A 23,205-nucleotide genomic window follows, 5' to 3' on the forward strand; every position below is an offset into this window, starting at 1 on the left:
CCTAAATCCTCCCTTGGTTGGCAAAGCGGATCGAACGTAAGTCGGACAAGGAGTCAGATGGAATCTGCTTGTCCGCAAACACGAAAAAGAGGGGCGGAGTAAAAGTAGTTCTATTATTTGGTAGATTGAGCTCGCGATTGACCGATACGAGAGCCACTTCCTTGTTGCAGTAAGTTTCCAGCTCAGCTGTATCTAAGTCAGTCACGATTTTCATCTGATCCATGCGAGAAGCAGAGCCGATCAGATAATCCGAAGCTTCGTTCACGGATAGCTCGCCCTGTGCCAGCTTGTAGCTTAGTTCCTCACCGTTTGCACCCACCGTTTTCAACCAAACGGTGTCAGCTGTATCCTCTGCTTGTAAAAAGATAGTAGTCGACAAACTCTTGTCAGCAAAGTAGGTTCCGGTATTTTGCTTGATCTCGGTAGTGTGACAAAGTACAGGTACCCCCGGCAGCAGCAAGTAATACTGGTGGCATGTCAGACCACGGTACTTTTCCTGTTTTTTCACATGGTAGCTAAGCTTGATGCCCTGCCATACGTTTTGCTTGCTGTCTACCAGCTGGGCGAATGATGCGGTGTGCTCTTCCTTCACTAACGAAAATGCACTCAGCTCAGAAACAGAATTGCTAATTCCGCCTGTCCATGGATTCCACCACGATTTAGGCTGCCGTTCGGGGAAGGAGCTGGCTAGCCATTCCTGACCATTGCTTGTAAGCGAGTAAAGCGTCGGGTAAAAATCCGGAGCTGCTTTGATCCGCAGTGGACCGTTATCAGCGATAAAGACCCGCTGTCCTTGTTCCAGAGCCTGCTCCAGCACAATCTTGCCGTGTCCGGTCGGAAAAAGAGAGCTGTGCAAATGGGTCTCGTGCGTAGCAAAACGCCCTTTTACCTGCACGAGCTCATGAGCTTTCCGAGAAGCTTCGAAAGTGAAGCTAGATTCAGTTGCTTCCTCTTCCTCCGTAAAGCTGCGAGTTTGTTCAGAAGCAGATACGCTTTCCAAGGAGGCGGTCAATTCTCCATCTAAATACAGCTGTTTGTAATCTTTTACTTGCACGTCAATATTTTCGCTGCTGACGAACGGATTGTGGTCATTTGCAGCTAGTTCCAGATGAGGAGTGAGAGTCAGGTCTTGTGGCAGTGCTTCTTTTCGGGCAAAGGCACGGAACTCGCGCCAGTCGCTATAGCTGCCATGTATGGCATAGATGGGGCCAAATACTTTTTTGCCATGCGGCTCCAGCATGCCGATATTGGATTCCAGAGCCATCGTCCAGCCTTGAAAATCAATACGGTACTCTTCTGGCCAGCACATCCCCCAGGATGCCTCTTGATCTCTTGAAAATAACCAGTTTTCGCTAAGGAGCTCACCATCCCAGTATTCCATATCGCTACCATAGGAGGACGGTATTTCGACATAACGGCCTTGGTACGGCAGGATTGGGCGGGAAAAGGGATGAGCAATGCCTTGGCTAAGCCAGAGCTCAGAAGCCAATGGATCAGCCGAAATATTTTCCACGGTTATGTCGTGCTCTATCGTTCCATCTGCGAACAGGAGTGTTTTTCCGATCAGGGCTATTTGAGGGTATGCACCAGATCGATAAGTGACGCAAATACCGATTGCTCCCTTTTCCATAATAAATTCAACCTGCTCGGCGCGCTTTTTGGAAAATTCACTGGAGTACGGTTTGCCGAGCTTTGGATACGTCAGATAGGTTGGCTCCCCACCTGATCCATTGACAATCGTTATTTCGTTATCATCCTTGTTCAGGTAGAGCGTGTGGCGACCGTGATGAACCTGCCAGTCTTGTTCGGTTTCTCCTGAAAGCAATGCGCCCAGTCCGGTAAAGGCGGCGCCAATTTGCTTGGTAAAAGAGACAGAGCTGCCATCGGACAGAGTCGCCTTCACTTGTACGTTTGCTTCATAGAAGCCGTGCTCGTGCAAATCAGCGGTTAATAGCAGGGAGGTACGTTCCTTTCCCTTCAGCTTCAGCGTGAAGTGCTGCTCATGGAGCTCTAGGAACGAACGGGTGGGCAGCTCAAATGCAAATTCTGCGTCTTCTGCAAAGCTGTTTTCTACATCTAAATAAAACGTTGCTCTCTGTCCAGGGTAAGAGCTGCCAGGTACGTGCAATGTGAGGTTTGCAGGAAATTTAGGAAGAATACCTACTTGGAACAAGGCTTTCTTGCCATTGATCAGGATGTGGGTGCTCACGCGAGGATGAGTGCGCCAAACACTTTGCTCCTCTGTGATCTCATCCACAAAGAATCTGGCAGATAGCGTCGTTTCCCCCGTAACCTCCAGCTCATGTTCATAGTCAAAGCGGATTGTTTCGTTCGACTCGCCCTGCAGCGATACATGCAGTGGCTTGCCTGATTTGTTGATAATCCGGTACTGAATCTGGTATTCCCGGCCAAACACCAGTTCTAGCTTTTCGATCTCAGCAGACAGCAGGTAATCATCGGTCTCTATGAGGCGAAGGCCCCGTCCGCGGCGTTCAAACTCAACGCGCAGGTTCGTTTCTCCTTTTGCCCAGGAGTAGGTAAAGTAATCAAAGCCGTTTTCTTTTCGTCCGTCAGGCTCTACGACAATCTCTCTCGTAGAGTCATGATACCAGTCAAGCTCTTCAAAATAGTGGGCGATTGCCTCTGTAGACAGAACAGTAGGAATCATGTTCATCAGATGCGTGGAATCATCCCGATCCTCCCAGAAAAATCCAAACTTTTTATAGAGAGGAACGGCTTTCGTGTTCCCAGCCCATGTATAGAGATCAAGACGCGGCCAGCCGAGCTGAATCGTCTGTTCGAGTGCACGTGCAAGCAGCATGCGTCCTACTTTTTTCCCTTGATAGTCAGGGCGGACATTGAGCAGTGGAATGTAGAGAGCGCCTGTGTCCTCCCTATATTCTCCCAGGCTGCAGTAGCCTGTTACAATATCTCCATCCATCGCCAGGTATACTGCGAGGGCATCTGAGCTTGCTTCTTCCTGACGGATTTGTTCGGCTGTCGTAATCGAGTTTCCGCCTCCCCACCCATCACGGCTGGCATTCCACATGTCAGCGACTGCGGCTGCGAGCTCGGGACGATAGGGGACGATTAAGAGTGATTCCATGTTTGCTTGCACCTCGATTTCATTGTCAGTTTTTGTATATTATTAGAGATACGTTTGAGAGACAGGATCGGTTTCTAGTTTCATTACTTTCTTCTATATTGAGTGAAAGAGCCAAAAAGGTTATTTGGTTGCATAATCAATCAAGCTGGTGTTATTTCAGACTGAAGTCGAGAGCACTTTGACGATTCAAGCTACCTTTATGGTATGATGAAAATCTACTGAACAGTCATTCATTAACTCACTTGGAAATATTATGATATATCAAAAACCGAAACGATACGGGGGGATTCAAAAGATGGAAGCTGCTCTGAAAAGGCAAAGAGTGAGCAGAGGAAAAAAGGCAGTCAAAGTTATTGCAGTCGTCGTAATTGCGCTGCTCGCGGTTGGTGCAATCTTATTTGGAATCGCAAACGCATACATCGCCAAATCATTGCCGCAAATCGACGGAGCTATCCAGGTGCCAGGACTTCAGGAGAAAGTAACCGTGACGAGAGACGAGCGTGGAGTCCCCCATATCAGCGCGAACAACGATCATGATCTATTTTTGGCACAAGGGTACGTCACGGCACAGGATCGTCTTTTTCAAATGGATTTGAGTAGAAGACAAGCATCGGGGGAGCTTAGTGAGGTTATTGGCGAGAAGGCGGTAGATCGCGACAAATATTTCCGGACGCTCGGTTTGCGCAGGGCAGCCAAGCTCTCGCATGAGGTTTACTCACAGGAAGCCAAGGATACCTTGCAATGGTACGCAGAGGGTGTGAATTCCTACATATCAGAAGCCAAAGAAAAGGGAGCTTTGCCTGTCGAGTTTACGCTGCTCGGTTATGAGCCAAAAGAATGGACACCGCTCGATTCCCTCACGATCGGCAAATACATGGCGTACGATTTGGGTGGACATTGGGAAGGGCAAGCATTTCGCTACTATCTCCTGAATCAATTCTCAAAAGAGAAAGCATACGATCTGTTCCCCTCAGATGAAAATGCAGGTCCTCCCATCATTGCATCGCTAGGAGAAGGAAAGGTAGACATCGAAAAAAGCTTTGCAAAAGCGGTCATCCCCCCAGAATTCAACGGAAGCAATAACTGGGTCGTGAGCGGAGAAAAAAGCACGTCAGGCAAGCCGCTTCTGGCAGATGATCCGCATCTGTCTCTGGCTACTCCAGCTATTTGGTACCAGACGCATTTGCGTGGCCCCTCTGTAAACGTAAGTGGTGTTATCTTTGCGGGAATCCCGGGCGTTATTTTGGGGCATAACGAGTCGATCGCCTGGGGTGTGACGAATACAGGACCGGATGTGCAGGATTTGTATATCGAAAAGAGGAATCCGAACGAGCCGAATCAGTTTTTGTATATGGACAAATGGGAAGATGCACAGATTATCGACGAGCCGATACGGGTAAAGGGCAAGGAAACAATACCGTACAAGGTCACCATTACGAGGCACGGACCGATCATTTCGGAGTTCGCGGAGGAGAGCGGCAAGGACACCGTTTTCTCGCTTAAATGGACAGCGCTTGAGCCGTCCAAGGAGCTGGAAGCCGTTCTGAATATGAATCGAGCAAATAATTGGACCGAATTTGAAAAAGCGCTGGAAGACTTCCACACGCCTACGCAAAACTTTGTCTTCGCCGCACAGGATGGAACGATTGCCTACAAGGCAAACGGAAAAATTCCGATTCGCAAAAATGGCGACGCACTCGTTCCAGTTCCCGGGTGGACTGACGAATACGAATGGACAGGATATATTCCGTACGATCAGCTGCCGAAGACCGTGAACCCGAAGCAGGGCTTTATCTCCAGCGCGAATTACAAAGTTACGGATGATAGCTATCCTTATCACATCAGCAATATTTGGGCACAGCCGTATCGTCAGATGAGAATACAGCAAGTGCTCTCGGAAAAAGAAAAGCTGACCGTCGAGGACATGAAAAAGCTGCAAATGGATCAAGTGAATCTGCAAGCCCAAGAGTTTGTGCCAATCTTTTTGGAGCAGGTGAAAAAAGAAACGCTTACGGACAAGGAAAAGGAAGTCCTCATGCTACTTGCGGGCTGGAATTTCGTCGATGACAAAGAATTGGCTGCGCCTCTCGTTTTTAACCGATGGATGCAGCAGGTGGGAACCGTATTGTTTCAAGAGCAAATACCGGAAACCATGCGAAGCCTGTTTAGAGGAAGAGGGCAAGTCATCGACGATCTGATCCGCAGAGCACATGCAGGCAAGCCGGGGCCATGGATGGAGGAAAAAGGCGGACTCTCCAAGGTACTCCATGCTTCGTTGAAGAATACGATCACGGAAATCGAGACGGCGTCGGGAACGAATAGTCAGGGGTGGAAGTGGGGAGATGCCCATCAGGCCTCATTTGTTCACCCGTTGTCCAGCGTCACGGGACTGAACTATCTCTTTAACTGGGCGGCACCGATTCCCGCAGGAGGAAGCTCGGTAACGGTACAAGCAGCAGGATACAATGTGAAGTCCGGTGTCATCAATCATGGAGCTTCGTGGCGATTCGTCGTTGATACCAGTGATTTGACAAAGGCGTATCACATTGTCGGACCAGGTCAGTCAGGACATGTCAAAAGCCCTTGGTACGACGATCAGTTTCCGGCTTGGGTGGAGGGGACGTATCATAGGACCTCTTTGACAGAATCGACTGAGAACGGACATGTGCTTACTCTTGAGCCTAAATAAATCTGCACACATATACAGAGGCATGTGAAAAAGCCAGTGGCGCCGCAGCTAGATCGGTGCCCACTGGCTTTCTGTTTTTGCCAGCTCGATTTTCCCGAAATATATCGCAGCAAGCCACAATACATATAACAGGATAGCCAAAGAACAGCAGGAAAGGAATGAGCACAAATGCCTCAAGGAATACATGAGATTGATCTGGAGCTGCCTATCGGAGCTGTTTGGGATTTTGTCAGTGTGCTGGAGAACTGGATTCCGCTAGTGCCTGGTTACATAAGTCATGAGATTATCAATGATCGCCGAGTGACCTGGACCTTTCTCGGGGACATCGGGATCATGAAAAAAAAGATAAGTCTTCAAGTGGATATTACGAAATGGAACGAGCCGACGGAAGTAAGATTTACCCTCACTGGAATCAATGATAATTTTACTGGAGAGGGTTACTTTAAGGCCACAGCTCTAGGAGAACAGCGAACGAGAATGACGGGCTTCCTCGATATTACAGCGAAGGGCTTAAAAGCGCCGATGATTAACTCGATATTAAAAACCCATGTTCCACAGATGACGACCGATTTGGTAGAGGCGATCGCCGACCGTATGAGAAAAGTATATAGATAGGCTGTCGTTTCGCGAATGAGCTTGCCTAAGAGGAGGCGGGTAGGTAAAAGGGATGATGGAAGCATCTGGTAGGATCGTTTAAAATAGTTCTATCAGAATGTAGCCAGGAGGATAAAAGTGAGCTTGAATGAACGGAATCGTAGAAAACTGGAGCAATGGATACGTGAGCATCAGGTGACTCATGCAGCGGAATACTTGATCGAGCATACTCGTCAAGGAATCAGGTGTGTAAAAGCTACGCTTGAAAACTATGAATCTCCTTGTGTTTCCCGAATTGGCGGAGATCCTGACCTGCCACCCGAGATCGAATGGCCATTGACCGAAGATGGCACACCCATGACTTTTTTACTTCAACTCCATTTGCAAGAAGTGGTGAAGTACGATGAATCCACGCTGCTTCCTGCTGACGGTATGCTGTATTTCTTTGTAGGAATCGATGAACCAGCAAAAGATATCGAGCATCGGGTATTGTATGTGCCAAAGGATCAGCTTGCGTCTGCGCATCGTCGCCTGTCTCCGGAAGAGACTGCCTTGGAAGAGCAATTTTGCGGCTATCAGCTTGAGGCCAGGGCATCGCTTGAACCGCCGAATTATGCGTATGTCGACTATGACCAGATTGAGACTGATTCGTATAGCTTTGAGGAGTATGAAGATTTTCGCTTTGTGCTCACAGGCATGGGCGATCATGATGATGTTGCCACGTTGTTCGGCTATCCAACGGGTCAGCACGATGACAGCGAGTACGCTGCTGCATTGATGCTTTTGACTGGCAAGTCATATGACTACAAAATGGAAAAGGCACTTCAACAAATCACCGAGCATTTTGCAGGAGATGAGAACAAAGCCAAGCAAGAGATTCAGGATACACTCATGCTTCTGGAAATTGAGTCGGATGACGAGGTTGGATTTTGCTGGTGGGATGCAGGGGTGCTGCAGTTTTTTATTCGCAAAGAAGATTTGCTGGCTGGGCGATTTGACCGTACTTACTGCTCTTTGTATTCGAGTTAAATGAGATGTCTGCTTACATTGAAGAACCTGTCCGCATTTTTTGGTGGCTAGGTTCTTTTTCTTTATATTTTTCAAATGATGAAAACCAAATCGCTGGTTGGACGATCTAACTGTTGAAAGGCAGGGAACGATATGAATGTAGTTCAGCTGGTAAAAGCGGCACAAGCCGGCAGTACAGAAGCATTTCAAGAGTTGATTGAACAACATCGGGAGCGGTTGTACAGAATGGCGCAATATTATGTCCGAAATGATGCTGACGCGGAGGATGTCGTCCATGAAGCGATATACAAGGCACTGGTCAGTTTGCCTCGTCTAAAGCAGCCGTCCTATTTCGTGACGTGGCTGACACGCATTGTGATCAATTGTGCACTTGTCGTGCTGCAACGGCGAAAACGCACCGTTTTGGATGGTAATCAAGCTGTAGCACAGCTTCCTGCCACTGCGTTTGCGGCAGATGAGCGCATAGATTTGTTGGATGCGATACGAGAATTGGAGCTAAAGCAGAGACAGATCATCCAGTACAAATATTTTCAAGATATGACGATTGAAGACATCGCTGTTCTGCTGAACCTGCCCGTTGGTACAGTAAAAAGCATTTTGCACAAGGGGTTGAAAGCATTGCGCAAGCATTTTGAGACAGATGTGGTACAAAGGGCGGGAAAATCCGAAGCCGATATGGAAGCCGCGCTGCAACGTCTGCAGACCGATTTGAAGCTGCGTGCAGAGTCACTCGTTATGATTCCCAAGCAATACGAGCTGTTGATTGATGATTACCAGGAGCACTCGCGAGAAGGAGGGAGAGCACTGTTCGTTTGGACTGAGCCAGGAACAGATCATGGAATCTCCGTCGAATTGAGTAAAAAAGGAGACTTGCTGGAGTTTACAATTGAAACAGCCGACAGAACGGAGGAAAAAGTGAGCTGCTCTGAAGACGAGCTGCGAGCGCAGGCTGAGAAGTTCGTTTTGGATCATTACCCCATGGCAATGGAGCAATTCGTTCCGATCAGGAGCAAGCAAACGAAGCAAGGCATATCGTTCGTGTATGGACAACAGGTTTTGGGGCTGCCTCTACCAGCTACCGGGTTTCGAGTCCATGTTAGCTGGAGCGGTACCGTCATCGAATTCCAATACAGTGGCAGGCAAAAAAGTCCGGAAATACCGCAAAGAATCGTCTCAAAAGAAAAGCTGTTCAAACGAATTGCAGACTTGATTGACTTTCGCTTGTATATGAGCCTCGTTCGGGCAGAGGGACAAAATGTACCAAAGGACAAGCTGCGGCTAGTCTATCAGCCATCACGGTTTCTTTCCTGCTTTGATGCGGACGAAGAAAGACTGGAGTCTACTAGTGAAGATTTTAATAGGTTGGAAGAAGAAAGTGACGAATGGATTCCTGTGCCGATGCAGTCTGCAGGCGAGCTTGATGAGCAGACAGCACTGGACCCTATTCACGATCTGATAGTTATCGATTCAAAGAAATATGAAATCATTCGGGAGATAGTTATGGATGGCAGGCAAGGCATTGTCTGGCGGAGAAAGGACTGGAAGCCACAGGTGGAAAGGGACCTGTCGCTGGAGTCGTTTTTTCTGAATCGCTCTGAGGAATCAATCAAAGCCTTTATCGATCCCGATACGGGAAGATTGATTTCGTTCATCAGGTTCGAGGAGACCAAAGGTGATTTGCGCTTATCTCGCGAAGAATGCCTCGAGCTCGCCTTGCAGTTTTTAAAGCGTGCTTGCCCGGGCATGGAGCCATTTTTACTACTGAAACAAGACGAGGAACGGGACCTGGACTCGGAGGTGTTCGCCTTTCATGTTCATAAAGACGGGGTTCTCCTTTATATGGAGAGAATCGTGATCGTCATCAATAAAACCACAGGTCAGCCTGATCAAGTGAGTGGACTTACCGTCACGGAGGACCAACTCAAAGACCTGGATGTGACTCCGAGTATAGGGGTAGCAGAGGCGCGTCAGCTGTATTTAGCAGGGATTAAGCTGAGATTGGAATGGGAAATCGACTATGCCGCCAAGACAAAAAAGCGGCGATATCGCTTATGCTATAAAGTGGTTCACAAGGAAACGGGGCTAGAGGTACGTATGGTCGACGCCAAAAGCCGTGAATTGATTTGCTGGTAAGAGCGCTATTTTCAGTTGAAGCGTGAGGAGTAGCGTAGTTAAAAAGTATAAAAAACCAAGCGAACCAGGGACGGGACGGATTCCCGAAAGCACGCTTGGTTTTTTTACTCTCTATTTAATGGTATTCAGCACTTCTTCCAGACTACAAACATGCACCCCGATATTGTTCATTTCCTGGATCCCTTTTTCGTAAACCTGTGACATCGAATCTGCCACCATGACGACTCGAAAATCACGCTCACTTGCTTCATACATGGAAGTGCGCGGACAATTCGGAAAGTTGCAGCCTGTAAACACGATGGTGTCAATTTCTCGTTTGCGCAGGAAAGCTTCCAAATCCGTTTGATAGAATGCACCCCAACGCGGCTTGTACATCACCCATTCGTTCTCACCAACTGTTTGAAACTCTCCATTCAGCAGCTTGACCGCATCTAATGAAGTATAGCCGAGCGAGCGGATCTCACTCACCAGCTCTGCGCCGTCTGTGTGGGGAGCAGCGATTTTCGCTCCATTTTCAATCGCTTCCCGGCGGCATATATCCACGTTCGAACCATCTTCTTTATACAAGCGGATGACGTGGATAATGGGCAAACCTTTTTGGCGATAGGCTTCCAGTACGCGAACCATGTTGGGCAATACCTGAGAAGTACCCACAATTTCAGCTGGGGCATTAGGCAAAGAAAAATCGTTTTGCGTATCAATCGTGATCAGTACGGAAGTGTTCCAATTTGGACTCGTATAGCTCATGACTGTCCCCCTCTTCCAATGGATGTTTTTCTCATATTTTAACTCGTTCGGTTGGAAATGAAAGTAAAATTTTTGTGCCTTTGCCCGTATCTGATTCGACCTGGATTGTGCCTTGATGAGCATCGACAATCGCTTTGGCAATACTCATGCCAAGTCCTGCCCCATCCGTTTTTTCGTCCGTATTCGTACCACGATAGTAGCGCTCGAACAATTTTCGCTTCGTTTCCTCATCCATGCCGATTCCGTTGTCTGCAACAGTGATCCAGGCGGAATCTCCCGCCATACCTGTGCGCAAAATAATATGCGTGCCAGGAGGATTATGCTTGACTGCATTCATAATCAGATTGTCGAGCATTCGCCCGAACCATTTTGAATTCGCTTTTACAGGCAGCTTGCTATTATGCTCTTCGAAAGCAAAATCGACATGCTGGATGGTGGCATCGTTTACATAGCGAAGCACGGTTCGACGGACGAACTCATTTAGCTCGATGGTCTCTTCAAACGGGATGCTGTTATTCTTCAATTGAAAGCTTAAAGAGAAGTCATGCAGCAGCTCCAGCATATAATCGCCCTTGCTCCGAATCATTGCTCCCATTTCCGAAAGCTCACTTTTTGTAAAGCTGAAATGACCACTCTCCAGCAAATGCCCGTACCCTTGAATGGTAGCGAGAGGGGTTCGGAGATCATGGGAAATGCCTGTCATCCACTCTTCCCGCGTCTTTTCCAAACGAACCCGTTCTCTATCCGATTCCTCCAGCTTCGCAGCCATATCATAAAAGCCGTTAATAACCTCTTTGTATAAACGATACCTCATTCGGAGCTTGCCATTTTTCCGAAATACCTTTTTCCTGTCCTTTTCTGGCAACGGCTCGTGATAATGTCCTTTTCCCATCCGCTCGAACCAATCGGTCAAAAGCAGCAAAGGCTGCCCGTAACGATAGCCGTGCCAGGTAGCGAATACAAGTGTTATAAGCAGCATGCCAGCAGCGAGGTACGTTAAAAAGAGAATAACCTCTTGCAGGATCGGCTGATTGGGGACAGCGGGTCTTTCATTGACATCATGTAAAATCCATACGTTGCCGGTTGTACTTTCTGTGTAAGCAGCCATTTTCGAATCATGCCTTGCCGGCTCCAACCGTATAGATACAAGCTCTAGCGGACGATATTGCTCGCGGGGCTGAGCTGCTCCAATCGTCTGAACAACGTGGTCTGCAGGATTTACGATTTCAATGTATTGTCTTGAATCCTTGAGCATGGCTTCCAGCTGTGACAGGGAAGCCGGACGAACAAGCCCGTTTTCTCCGAAGGCTCCAATCCATTCACGCAGCTGGTCAGCCCCTGGATCTTCTACACCAAGCATAAAAAAATGAGGCTGTGCCTCGGTCGAATCCAGGTATGTAAAGACCCGGAATGCTTCGTAGCGGCCCGTATCCTGAATTTGCAAAAGCTCAGTTGAGCCGTACGAGTCCTTCAAGCGGTTAGGAGGTACATTGAAGGAATAGATGACCTTCCCATCCTCATCCACGATTTGCACCCAGCATCCGGCTTCCCTCAGCTGATTGGTCCAGCGCTCGGGAAGCTTCGCGACATTTTCGGTAAAGCTGGTTTCCGTTGCAATGTTTTCAATGGCTCCGATGGGAAACGTTCTTTGTAGATCCTGATTGACCAAGAATCGTATGAGAACGAGGGTACCTACAAGAAAAGCGATGACCACAAACACCCATAAAGACAAAAACTGAAAGCTAAAATGAAAGGCTATCCTGCTGCGGAGACGGCTCATAATCCTTTCTCCTTCACGAGCTTATATCCGAGACCACGGATCGTCACCAAGCTTTTGGGGTCACTCGGATCGGTTTCGATGCGCTCGCGAATTTTGCGAACATGCACCATGACGGTACTATCGTCTCCGAACCCGTCCATGCCCCAAACAGCATCATAAAGCTGTGATTTGGAAAAAACGATATTGGGATGCTTGCACAAATAGAGCAGCAATTGAAACACTTGGGCAGGACAAGAAACGGACTCTCCATTCACGATCAGCTCGCCTGCACTTTCATTTACGAGAAAATGCCCAAAGTCGTACAGCGTAGGATCGTCATTTCCTTTATAGATAGGAAGCGCTGTCCCTCTGCGCAGTCTTGCTTTGATTCTCGCTACTACCTCCAATGGGTTAAACGGTTTGGAGACATAATCGTCTCCACCTGTAGCAAAGCCAGTAAGAACATCAAAATCAGAGGTTCTGGCTGTCACAAAGATGATGTGTGCATCTGACAGCTCACGAATTTTCGGGCACACTTCGTATCCGGTTTTATCTGGCAGCATCACGTCCAGCAAAATAATGTCCGCGCCATGCACTTCGAGCAAATGAAGTCCCTCTTGAGCCGTTGTTGCCGTATAGATACGCTGAAATCCTTCTTTTCGCAGCGTCATTTCAAGCATTTGTAAAATTGACTTTTCATCGTCGATCAGTAAGATTTTGGCGTCTTGCATGTTTATCACTCCGTATACCTGGCATTCTTCTTAGTTGTATTGTACATAATCTTCCTTAATTCTAGCTAAACAAGTGGAGGAAGCGTTTAGAAAACGGTAAGGAGACTTTTAGAGTCACTTTAGCTTGCCTTGCTACAATCAAGCCGAGGTGATCATGATGGACATAAAACAAAGCCGCATTCACATTATTGATGGCTTGCGGGGCTTCAGTCTGCTAGGAATTTTGATGGCGAATATGCTGATCTTTCAATACGGGATATGGGGGAAAGAGCAAATACAGTTATATGCGATTCCTCCATTTGATTCGATCACATACCAGTTAGTAAAAATCGTGATCGAGGGCAGCTTTATGCCGATTTTCACGTTCATGTTTGGCTTTAGCATGATAAAGATGAAAGAAAGCTTAGAAGCAAAGGGACTTGGAACCAAACGCTTTTTTGCCCGTCGGTTTCTTTTGTTGATTGTACTTGGTATCATCCATTCGGAATTTTTATGGGAAGGCGACATCCTTGCTTTTTACGGAATGATGGGCTTCTTTCTATTGTTGTTCATGAACCGTAAACCGAAGACATTACTGGTGTGGGGAGTAGTCGTACTCTTTGTGATCAGCTTACTGGGTCTGGTTCCGGAGGAGAAGAACAATCCGGAAGCGGTAGCAGATCAAGCGCGTATGGAGGCTTATGTTCAAAAAACAATGACGGTGTACGGTACTGGAACGTATGACGAAATTAGCCTTCATCGAAAAACGGAAGATCCGCTGGGATTACCTGACTATGTGATGGCAGTCATATTGCTGCTGGCTCCTATCATGACTGTACCGATGTTCTTATTTGGCATGTATGCAGCAAAATCCCGCTGGTTTGAAAAGCCAGACGAAGAGCGTGCATCGTACTTTAGAAAAATGCTGATCTTTCTGCCGATTGGCCTTTTACTCAAATCGGTAAAGGTTCTCGCCCCAGGCTATTGGTGGAGTGGTGTTGGTGATATATCAGGTGGAGTCATACTTGCGATCGGTTATCTATTCGCGTTTGTATGGCTGTTCTCAAAAAGTGAATCATCGGCGTGGCTTCTGAGATTCCAGGCCGTCGGGAAGCTGTCATTGACGAATTATCTGCTACAAACCGTCATTTGTACGACGATCTTTTATGGCTATGGATTGGGCCTGTTCGGAAAGCTTGGTGTTTTAGCTGGCTGTGGTTTGGCACTAGTCATTTACGTGATTCAGCTCTTTGTCAGCCCGTTGTATCTCAAGCAGTTTCGTTATGGACCAGTTGAACGTCTGCTGCGCATGTGGACGAATTTTTCCTGGTCAGGAAGCCCGAAGCCAAAGCAGTTACCAGATAAGCCAATGTCGCTATAGAGTAAAGAAGGAAGGGAGAGCGGATAACGACTCTTCCTTCCTTTTTTTGGCTGATATGACCTCGCATCCTTATGAGCGCTCTTCAAAAAACTTGGTGGTCAAAATACGGGCCAATTTATCCACATTCATCTTTCGCATTCCGATGAGTGGCAGCTGACTCCAGACATCGATACCATAATTGGAAAGAATCACAATGCCGATTCCCTTTTCTCGATTAAAGGTCATAAAGCTGCTCGAGCCGTATGTTCCGCCATTGTGCCAGTGGGTGGTGGAGCCGTCCTTTTCCTGATAAAACATCCAGCTATAGCCGATTCCAATGCCCCTGCCAGGAAAAATGGCATGCTGCTCCTTGCGGGTTTCTTCGAGCGCTGACGATAGTGGATGATCGGTCGTGGACAAATGCGCTTCAACATAGGTTAGCATGTCGGAGAGGGAGGAGCGTACAGCCCCTGCACCTGCGAAAGTGTCGTGGAAATCCCAAAGAGGCATCGGTTTACCTGCGGCGCTGTATACCGGGAGAGTGGCACTGGGCTCACGGAGGTTTGCGCCAACACCAGAAGAGGTCATCCCGAGAGGCAGGAAAATCTCATCATACAGTGCGTCATGCAAGCTTTTTCCCAAGTGTCTGGAAAGAAGCCAGCCTAGTATTCCAAAGCCATAATTGGAGTAGCGATGGCTTTTTTTCGTTTTAGGGCTCTCTGACAATACAGCATCTATTAAAAGCTTCTCCGTATAATTGGCGTACGGATTTCGCTTATCGACAATCGTTTCTCGCAGATTATTAGGGATGGCCGGTAGTCCCGCTGTATGGGTTACGAGCTGCAGAAGCGTTGTTTGCTGCGCGAACGGGCTTGAAGTCCACTCGGGAATGTGGCTAGAAAGTGGATCAGCACGGTTCCAAAGCCCCTTCTGCTCCCCGATCGCAAGCAAAAGACCGGTCATCGTTTTGGTAATAGAACCGATTTCATAGAGTGAATGGGAATGAACTTCTTCCGTCATCTGATCCCGTGTCCAAATCAATTTTTCTGATTTGCTAACCAGCCCAACTGTCAGCTGGTGCGCAGGGGGACTAACCCAGCGATGAATATGATCTTCTGTCATCACATCCATAAGTGTGATTTTCACAAATTCACTTCCCTTGAAGGATTTGGTAAGGATGCTGATTCAATCTAGTTTTACGGATGGATGACAGGATGGTTACAACGATTTTAAACCACTCTATTTGTTTGAAAATTCAGTTGAATCTCCCCTAAGAGGAGGTCCTATAATCGGTGAACAAGAGGCTGTGCGCAAGCTGGTTGAGGTAGGAGGGATAGGATAGAAGCCTGTACGAATCAATCGACAAAGGAGCTTAGAACATATGAAATTATACCTTGCGGATCGTGTGATTATCGGAGATGGAGAACAAGTCATTGACCGAGCAGCAGTCGCTGTGGACGACGAGGGTGAGCTTGTATTCGTCGGTACACAGGAGGAAACGCGAAGCAAATTTCCACAAGCAGACGTGATTCGCTACGACGGTTGTACCATTTTGCCTGGCTTGATCGATTTGCACGTGCATATCGGATATTGGTGGAACAAGCCTGATGTGGCACAGTATAACGATGGGATGATCGCGCTACTGGCAGCGAATAATTTGAAAGAAGCGCTGTCACTTGGCGTAACCACTATTCGAGATGTCGCAGGGCCAGATGGACTTTGTCGAACGTTAAAAACAGCTCGAAAAAAGAAATATATCGTGTCTCCTCGCCTTTTTGATGTAAACCAAGGAATTATTATGACGGGCGGGCATGGATGGCCGTTAAAAGGGGGAATGCGTGAAGCGAATGGACCTTGGGAAGTGAGAACAGCGATACGTGAGCAGATAAAGGCTGGAGCAGACTGGATCAAGCTGATGACCAGTGATCGGACAGCTACCCCCGAGTTTACGCAGGAAGAGCTGGATACTGCTGTGGATGAAACGCATCGCTTGGGAAAACCATGCTGTGTTCACGCTTCCTTGCAGCCAGCAATTCAAATGGCGATTGATGCCGGGTTCGATACGATTGAGCACGCGACATTCATGACCGTGAAACAGGCAAAACAAATGGCGGAAAAGGGACTCGTTTGGGTACCGACGATGATTACGTTTTTCCAAATAGCTGACTACTGCAGAAAAGCATTGGAGCATGCTCCCAAAACGGAAAGTGCCGTTCACGAGCACCTCAAGGAGCAAGGCGCGTTCTTCATGGAGTCGGAAAAGGCGTACAGAGAAAACTTCGCCAAATTGATGGAGACCGGAGTAAAAATCGCTACAGGTACAGATATCGTATTGGATGGCTTGCCGATCACACCAGTAGCAGACGAAATTGCGCTCATGGTGGAGCTGGGAATGGAACCAATCAAAGCGATTCAAGCCGGAACCCAAAATGCGGCTGAAGTGCTGGGTCTAGGCCACAGGATGGGTACGTTACAAGCAGGTTATCTCGCGGATTTGCTGGTGGTCAAAGGAAATCCACTGGACAATATCACTGCACTGCAAAGCGTTCATGAGGTATTCCTTGAAGGTGTCTCCGTGTTTGCAAGTGGGACGAGAGGCAAAGAGACGACGCCGTCAACATGAAGAAGATTCGAGAGATAAGGGGGGAAGCAATATGCACACAGCGTTTTGTTCCGAGGCAGATCGAGGCATGCTGTATTTGCCCGGAGCAGAACCCCAAAAAGAATATTGCATTGGAGGACGAGGGATCGACAAGTAAACAAAATAATCAGCATATCTTTCAATCCTGCCGATAGTATAATGTCTGAAAAGGGAATTCTTCTCATATAAGGATTCTCTTTTCTTTTTAACGTATAGGAATTTATAAGCGTATGACGCTTATGAATTCCGGAGCGCATGACAAGGTACCTCAGCGTACGCATCCGGCATAACTACGGTAAAACTTTCCGCTAAACGCGGTCGCTCCTCTTTGAGGAGGCCTCGATAGAGGTTTTCTTATGAATAAGAAGTGTGGACTAGCTGATGTACGAATCTGGGAGAGGGGCTGTGGGGTATGGCAGATGTACCTGTTCAAAGTGGCACATATTCAATCGGTGAAGTTGCGAAAATCACCGGGACTACGGTAAAGACGGTACGATACTATGATCAAATTGGTCTGGTCAAGCCCGTAACCCACACTGAAGGGGGTCATCGCCTTTATACAACAGAAGAAATATGGCGACTAGAACTGATCCTGACTCTCCGCTATTTGAGCTTTGGCATCGAGGATATTCGCAAGATCATCTCGGGAGAAATCCCTGTTTCAACTGCGCTTGATTGGCAGATTGAGGCTTTGAGCACGCAGCAGCGCATGATTTCCAATATGATCTCCATTTTGCAACGAGCCAAAGAAGGTGACCATGGAGAAGAATCTCTGCGTCATATCCGCGAGCTTGTCGAGTCTGTCCATATCAATACGGAGGAACGGAAAAAGTTCATTTTAGATAAAATTCAAGAGTCCATGTTCATCGATCAATTTCCTCCTGATTGGCATGAATCCTTGGTACAAAGCGTGATCGGTGTTTTGCCGAAAGAAGGGAAGCTGACCTCGGGCCAATCGGCTGCGTGGACTGAACTGGAGGAGCTGTTAAATAGCACTGAGTTTCACCAGGAATTTCGTGAGAGTATGGGCCTTTTTATAAAAGTGGTCAATCAGTATTTGATTGATCCGGAAAAATGGACCAAAAAAATGATGGAATCCTTTGAACAACTGAGTGTGGCCATTCAAAACCGGGAGTCTCCAGATAGCCCAGCAGTACAAGAGGTTATTGATGATTTACGTAGCCGAGTTTGCAAATATGCTGCAGACCTCTGTCACTCCAGAGCTGCTTCGTCTGTTTATTGGGGTGGCTCGCATATCTGGAACGAATCGTGTCAGGCGATTTTGGGAGCTGCGTTCGATTGTGAATCCGGATATGAGATTTTTAATCCACACGAAAAACTTGATGTACGAAGGGATACAGTGGAAAATTGCACAGCTGGAGGCAGGAGAGACCCCATCGTAGATAAAAAGAACGAGTAAAGAAAAGCAAAATGCGAATGGATATTCGAAAATTGCAATACTTTATTGCAGTGGCAGAAGAACTGCATTTTAACCGCGCTGCAGAGAAATTAAAAATGACACAGCCTGCTATTTCTGTCGGGGCTTTGGGTGCCGAGCGGTTCATCATGTTTCCGCGTCATCTCAGAGCTTCTTTTCATGATCTCATCATCGGTTTTTAATGCAAAGCATGGTGTGTATCCAAATGTTGAACAGGAAGCTATCCAAATGTATACGATTGTCAACCTGGTCTTTCAATGCCTGACCAAGTACGGATTCCGCTCTGGTCTCCGAGTATACATCTGCGGTGTCAAAAGTGGTAATCCCCGCATCTAGTGCAGCATGAACGCAAGAGTAGGCTGTGTTATTATCCACTTGTGCACCATGGGTAATCCAGTTTCCAAAAGCGATCTCACTTACAGCCAAGCCGCTTGCCCCTAGTCTTCGATGGTTCAGCTGCTCTACCTCCTTTTAAGTTACCAACTCGATCGTAGCAAACCATTTTTCCAAGGTGAAATATCCCTTTCTATACGCTGTGATTCGAAAAAGATATTACTGATTGTAGGGGACAATAAGGAATAATCAGTCTGGATGTTTGAAGGTCACTTGAAAAGGTGGCCTTTTTAGGATTTGTTTATGAAAAAAGAGTAAAGTTAGTTTTCAAAAAATTAATAAAAATCTGCATAGGAAATCGAAAAACGTCGTAGAATTTTTATTTTTTGTCAAATCCAGTACCAAACTTGCAGAGCAATCTGTAGAACTAAAGGCGGTGCATTTAAGCTAAATGTCGATTGAACAATCGTTGCGAACGGTAGTGGCCACCACAGAACAGGAGAATTTTCGTTTCCAGGTATACGCCAGTACTCGTCAAGAAGAGGTAGCGGCATGGGGGTGGGAGGTGACTCAGCAGGAAGCTTTTTTGCGGATGCAGTTTGAGATGCAGCAAAAATCGTATCAGCTCCAATATCCAGATGCGAACTATCAGCTTATCATTGTCGATGAAGAACCTATCGGTCACATGCTATTGGCTCATAGAGATGACAAGATCATCCTGGTTGATCTGGCATTGCTTCCTTCTTCCCGTGGACATGGAATTGGCTCCAGGATTATTCGTCAATTGCAGAGCCAGGCGGAACAGCTTGCCAAGACCATCAGGCTTCATGTGTTGATCACAAACGAGGCAAGGTATCTATATGAGAGACTCGGATTTCAAGCGATTGGAGAAAATGGTCTTCATATGGAAATGGAATGGAAGAGTGAGAGACTCAGTCTCTTAGAATGAAAATTGAGACAAAGTTGAGACTCCGTGGAAAGGTCTGCATGCTACGATGTAAAAGTTGCCGGGTCTCTTATATGTACAAGAACGTAATCTAGCTGAGGTGATAATAATGAGTGAAGCTTATGTAGGAGAAATTCGGATGTTTGGAGGCAATTATGCTCCAGTGGGCTGGGCTTTATGTAATGGTCAGCTCTTGAGTATTTCGGAAAATGAAGTGCTGTTTATGCTACTAGGAACGACATATGGTGGAGACGGTCAGACAACATTTGGTCTGCCGGATTTGAGAGGGAGAATCCCGGTTCACCGCAGCTCGACAATTCCTTATGGCAGTATGGCTGGTGTAGAAAGCGTGACATTAATGAGTACGAATCTGCCAGCACATACTCACATAGCCAATGCGTCCAAGGAAGGAGGAACGCTAACTTCCCCGGAGAATGCCGTTTGGTCTACATCGACCTTGAAGAATTATTCGGATGGGACAAGCGGTTCCCTCGTCCCCATGAATGCCCAGAGTGTAACTTCAGTAGGCGGGAATCAGCCGCACGATAATATGATGCCGTCATTGACAATCTCTTTTATTATTTCGCTGTACGGAGTATACCCGCAGCAACCATAGAGTTAGTTGCGAATCATGTTTATTAATTTTGCTAGAGGAGGATTCAAATGTCAGAACCATACTTGGGTGAACTTCGTCTGTTTCCAATCAGCAATTATGCTCCGAGAGGCTGGGCATTTTGCGATGGACAAATTCTCCAAATAAATCAAAACCAGGCATTGTATTCATTACTAGGAAATACATACGGAGGAGACGGAAGGACGACATTCGCTCTTCCTGATTTACGAGGCAAAGTACCGATTCATGTAAGTAAGTCAATCCCTTATGGAACATCGGCAGGAGAGGCGAATCACACGCTTACTGTAAATGAAATTCCTCAGCACACCCATCAGGTTAATGCTTCCTCAGCAATTGCTTCTGCCACCAATCCAACGGGTAATACATGGGCTCAAGTCGCTGAACCCTATGCTCAAGCAAATTCATTGACTCAGCTGAATTCAGCAGCAATAGGAACCACTGGAAGCAGTCAACCCCATAATAATATGCAACCCTATCTGGCCATGCACTTTTGTATTGCAATGCAAGGCATTTTTCCAACACGTAACTAAGGGGGTTTAAATAATGGCAGACGCATATTTAGGTGAGATTCGAGTATTTGCTGGAAATTTTGCTCCAAAGGGCTGGGCACTATGCGATGGACAATTGTTGTCGATTACGCAACATACGGCGCTCTACTCCGTTTTGGGATTGCAATATGGTGGCGACGGGAAAACGACTTTTGCTTTGCCAAACTTGATGGGGTCTGCGCCAATGGGACAAGGGGCAGGACCAGGATTGACACCGAGAACTGTCGGTCAGCAGGTTGGTTCAGCAACGGTTACATTATTGACTTCACAAATACCAGCGCATACCCACATTCCAAACGCCTATCAAGCTCCAGGGGGGCTAAACGAGCCTGATAACCATTTTTGGGCTGAGACGCCTACTAGCGGAAGACCTCCCAAACAAAATGCACTTTATGCCCCCACCCCAGATGTAAATATGTCCCCTGTTGCTTTGTCTTTAGCTGGCGGTACTCAGCCTCATAACAACATGCAACCCTATCTTGCGATGAATTTTATCATTTGTTTACAAGGAGAATTCCCTCCTAGAGGCTAGTCGCTTTACGTTTACATGTATAAAAGCTGCGTACTCTCCAATTTCGCAGCTTCTATGTGTGTAAAGGAACGAAGTGAATAAAAGACACTGGTCAGAACCATACATACTGGCCATTTTGTGATAGACCAAGACAAAAGAAAGAATGGGAGATGAATCATGTGGGGGAATCGGAGTAGGTTAGAACGGAAGCGGGCGGCTGGTTTGAGAGGGAATAAAGTTTATTCTTTCTCCCGGATATCATTCCTGCTTTTTTTAGCGTTAGTCATATGTGTAAACATGGTACCACCTAGAATCTATGCGGTATCGAGCGGAACAACTGATGGGACGTATGATTTTGGGGGAGCGTTAGGGGCTGATGACAGCGGGGGATTGGGATTTAAAAAGCTAAATGATAAATTTCTTGTATCGAATGGGTTTATTCAGGACAGAACCGCGATATGGTCCGAGGATCCACATTTGCCTGATATGATTGGTCATCTCACCATTAAGGCAGAGGGGGTAGACAAGTGTAGGACGTTTACTTTCAGAGATTTGGGGATAAGTGGTTTTGATGATGATGGTCTAAGTTTAGAATATCTATCAGTAAAACTATATGATGTTGATAGTAAAGTAATCAAAACTTTTTCTAGTGAGCCAGGAGCCATCTTTCAAATAAATACGACTGTAATTCAAGTGGGAACGCTATTGAATAACAACAACTCTTTCAGCGTGAATGCTGTTGCATCGTTGGAGCTTTCATGGAAGTTTACCAACGATAGAGAACCTTCCAATTTAAACATTAACAATATCAACATCGCAAATGTAAAAGGAGTAAGCACGATTTCTCCGACTACTGCTTCCTTTGATAAATACATGTCGGCCGCGAATTATAAAGATATTACTACGACGATGGATTTGAAAGGAAACGTGCTGAGTGGGATTAAAAACGGTAACACAGCCCTTGTTCCGGGGAGCGATTATACTGTCTCAGGAAGCACGGCAACGATTAAAAAAGAGTACCTCGCAGCTCTGGCAGTTGGAACAACAACTTTGACGTTTGCCTTTGATGGCGGAACGGAAAAAACCCTGACCATTACAGTCAGCGATACTTCCCCTAAGGACAGCACGATTACCCCAACGACAGCTTCTTTCGATAAGTACCAGTCATCAGTGAATTATAAAGATGTTCAAACAATAATGACATTGAACGGGAATACTTTGAGCTCTATCAAAAACGGAAGTACGCCTCTTGTGCAAGGAACAGATTATAGTGAATCAGGGAACGTTGTAACGATTAAAAAAGAGTACTTGGCTACGCAAGCAGTTGGAACGACCAGCCTGGTCTTTATGTTTAGTGCAGGTGCGACGCAGACGCTGGCAATTACGATAAATGATACAACGCCACAGAACAGCACGATTACCCCAACGACAGCCTCCTTCGATAAATATCCGTCAGCAGCAGGTTATAAAGATATTCCAACCACAATGACATTGAACGGGAATACTTTGAGCTCTATCAAAAACGGAAGTACGCCTCTTTTGCTAGGAACAGATTATAGTGAATCAGGGAACGTTGTAACGATTAAAAAAGAGTACTTGGCTACGCAAGCAGTTGGAACAACGAGCCTGGTCTTTATGTTTAGTGCAGGTGCGACTAAGACGTTGGCAATTACGGTTAGTGATACGACACCGCCACCATCCTACACCGTAACGTATAACGGCAACGGAGCAACGAGCGGAACGGCACCAACAGATAACGTAACCTACGAACAAGGAGATACCGTAACGGTACTGGGAAGCGGCTCTCTCGTAAAAAACGGCTACACCTTCGCAGGCTGGAATACCGCAGCAAACGGAAGTGGAACAGCCTATGCAGCAGGCTCCACGCTGACTATGGGTACAGCGAATGTCATCCTGTACGCACAGTGGACGCCAGTTCAAGTGCCGACTTACACCGTAACGTATAACGGCAACGGAGAAACGAGCGGAACAGCCCCAACAGATAGTGGCACCTACGAACAAGGAGA

The 23,205-nt window shown here is 46.9% G+C and carries 18 protein-coding genes and 1 pseudogene; 13 read left to right on the top strand and 6 right to left on the bottom strand.

The features are described from left to right. Position 1: 1 nt before the first annotated feature. Positions 2-3,106, bottom strand: a complete 3,105-nt coding sequence (locus C3B52_RS15480) for a GNAT family N-acetyltransferase (RefSeq protein ID WP_103107215.1) — start codon at positions 3,104-3,106, stop codon at positions 2-4. 295 nt (positions 3,107-3,401) lie between these two features. On the opposite strand from C3B52_RS15480, the gene C3B52_RS15485 reads away from it, so the two are divergent. From C3B52_RS15485 to C3B52_RS15500, 4 genes are all read left to right on the top strand, one after another. Then, entirely contained in the window at positions 3,402-5,795 is a 2,394-nt protein-coding gene (locus tag C3B52_RS15485; RefSeq protein WP_103107217.1) for a penicillin acylase family protein, read from the top strand. Positions 5,796-5,963: 168 nt separating this feature from the next. Continuing rightward, positions 5,964-6,410, top strand: coding sequence for a CoxG family protein (locus tag C3B52_RS15490; RefSeq protein WP_103107219.1), 447 nt, complete (start codon positions 5,964-5,966; stop codon positions 6,408-6,410). A gap of 117 nt (positions 6,411-6,527) precedes the next feature. Then, positions 6,528-7,418, top strand: a complete 891-nt coding sequence (locus C3B52_RS15495; RefSeq protein ID WP_103107221.1) for a YwqG family protein — start codon at positions 6,528-6,530, stop codon at positions 7,416-7,418. Positions 7,419-7,550: 132 nt separating this feature from the next. Further along, entirely contained in the window at positions 7,551-9,551 is a 2,001-nt protein-coding gene (locus C3B52_RS15500) for a sigma-70 family RNA polymerase sigma factor (protein WP_103107222.1), read from the top strand. A gap of 111 nt (positions 9,552-9,662) precedes the next feature. Here the strand turns inward: C3B52_RS15500 and C3B52_RS15505 are convergent, their stop codons facing one another. Genes C3B52_RS15505 through C3B52_RS15515 form a run of 3 tightly spaced genes read right to left on the bottom strand, consistent with a single transcriptional unit; the run spans position 9,663 to position 12,788 of the window. Then, complete coding sequence (locus C3B52_RS15505; protein WP_103107223.1) at positions 9,663-10,298, bottom strand: cysteine hydrolase family protein; 636 nt, start codon at positions 10,296-10,298, stop codon at positions 9,663-9,665. 31 nt (positions 10,299-10,329) lie between these two features. Beyond that, positions 10,330-12,078: a sensor histidine kinase gene (locus C3B52_RS15510; protein ID WP_103107224.1), complete on the bottom strand. Its 1,749-nt coding sequence runs from the start codon at positions 12,076-12,078 to the stop codon at positions 10,330-10,332. Then, positions 12,075-12,788: a response regulator transcription factor gene (locus tag C3B52_RS15515; protein WP_103107225.1), complete on the bottom strand. Its 714-nt coding sequence runs from the start codon at positions 12,786-12,788 to the stop codon at positions 12,075-12,077. Before C3B52_RS15515 ends, C3B52_RS15510 begins: the two co-directional genes overlap by 4 nt. A 157-nt stretch (positions 12,789-12,945) precedes the next feature. On the opposite strand from C3B52_RS15515, the gene C3B52_RS15520 reads away from it, so the two are divergent. Then, on the top strand, positions 12,946-14,148 hold the full coding sequence (locus C3B52_RS15520; RefSeq protein WP_103107269.1) for a DUF418 domain-containing protein: 1,203 nt from the start codon (positions 12,946-12,948) through the stop codon (positions 14,146-14,148). A gap of 69 nt (positions 14,149-14,217) precedes the next feature. Here C3B52_RS15520 and C3B52_RS15525 read toward each other — a convergent pair whose 3' ends face one another. Then, positions 14,218-15,273 (bottom strand): serine hydrolase domain-containing protein, encoded by a 1,056-nt coding sequence (locus C3B52_RS15525; RefSeq protein WP_103107226.1) that lies wholly within the window; start codon positions 15,271-15,273, stop codon positions 14,218-14,220. A 235-nt stretch (positions 15,274-15,508) separates the two neighbouring features. Here C3B52_RS15525 and C3B52_RS15530 point away from each other — a divergent pair, with 235 nt between their 5' ends. The 3 genes from C3B52_RS15530 (at position 15,509) to C3B52_RS38030 (ending at position 18,388) form a co-directional block, all read left to right on the top strand. Further along, positions 15,509-16,750 carry a metal-dependent hydrolase family protein gene (locus C3B52_RS15530; RefSeq protein ID WP_103107227.1) on the top strand — a complete coding sequence of 414 codons (1,242 nt, stop codon included), beginning with the start codon at positions 15,509-15,511 and terminating at the stop codon, positions 16,748-16,750. Between the two features lie 430 nt (positions 16,751-17,180). Continuing rightward, entirely contained in the window at positions 17,181-18,188 is a 1,008-nt protein-coding gene (locus tag C3B52_RS15535; RefSeq protein ID WP_103107228.1) for a MerR family transcriptional regulator, read from the top strand. Between the two features lie 17 nt (positions 18,189-18,205). Continuing rightward, positions 18,206-18,388: a LysR family transcriptional regulator gene (locus C3B52_RS38030; protein WP_103107271.1), complete on the top strand. Its 183-nt coding sequence runs from the start codon at positions 18,206-18,208 to the stop codon at positions 18,386-18,388. A gap of 70 nt (positions 18,389-18,458) precedes the next feature. On the opposite strand, the pseudogene C3B52_RS15545 reads toward C3B52_RS38030, so the two are convergent. Then, positions 18,459-18,662, bottom strand: a pseudogene (locus C3B52_RS15545) (aldo/keto reductase); the annotation flags it as partial. A 328-nt stretch (positions 18,663-18,990) separates the two neighbouring features. Between C3B52_RS15545 and C3B52_RS15550 the strand changes: the two are divergent. From C3B52_RS15550 to C3B52_RS15570, 5 genes are all read left to right on the top strand, one after another. Continuing rightward, entirely contained in the window at positions 18,991-19,488 is a 498-nt protein-coding gene (locus C3B52_RS15550; RefSeq protein WP_103107229.1) for a GNAT family N-acetyltransferase, read from the top strand. A 106-nt stretch (positions 19,489-19,594) separates the two neighbouring features. Beyond that, positions 19,595-20,101: a phage tail protein gene (locus C3B52_RS15555; RefSeq protein ID WP_103107230.1), complete on the top strand. Its 507-nt coding sequence runs from the start codon at positions 19,595-19,597 to the stop codon at positions 20,099-20,101. Between the two features lie 47 nt (positions 20,102-20,148). Continuing rightward, the gene (locus C3B52_RS15560; RefSeq protein WP_103107231.1) at positions 20,149-20,649 is read left to right on the top strand and encodes a phage tail protein; all 501 of its coding nucleotides are present in this window, start codon (positions 20,149-20,151) and stop codon (positions 20,647-20,649) included. 13 nt (positions 20,650-20,662) lie between these two features. After that, positions 20,663-21,199, top strand: coding sequence for a phage tail protein (locus C3B52_RS15565; protein ID WP_103107233.1), 537 nt, complete (start codon positions 20,663-20,665; stop codon positions 21,197-21,199). A 276-nt stretch (positions 21,200-21,475) separates the two neighbouring features. After that, a partial coding sequence (locus C3B52_RS15570) for a X2-like carbohydrate binding domain-containing protein (RefSeq protein ID WP_201264891.1) occupies positions 21,476-23,205 on the top strand: 1,730 nt, incomplete at its 3' end.

This window comes from Brevibacillus reuszeri, from assembly GCF_002897295.1.
Taxonomy (GTDB): Bacteria; Bacillota; Bacilli; order Brevibacillales; family Brevibacillaceae; genus Brevibacillus; species Brevibacillus reuszeri_A.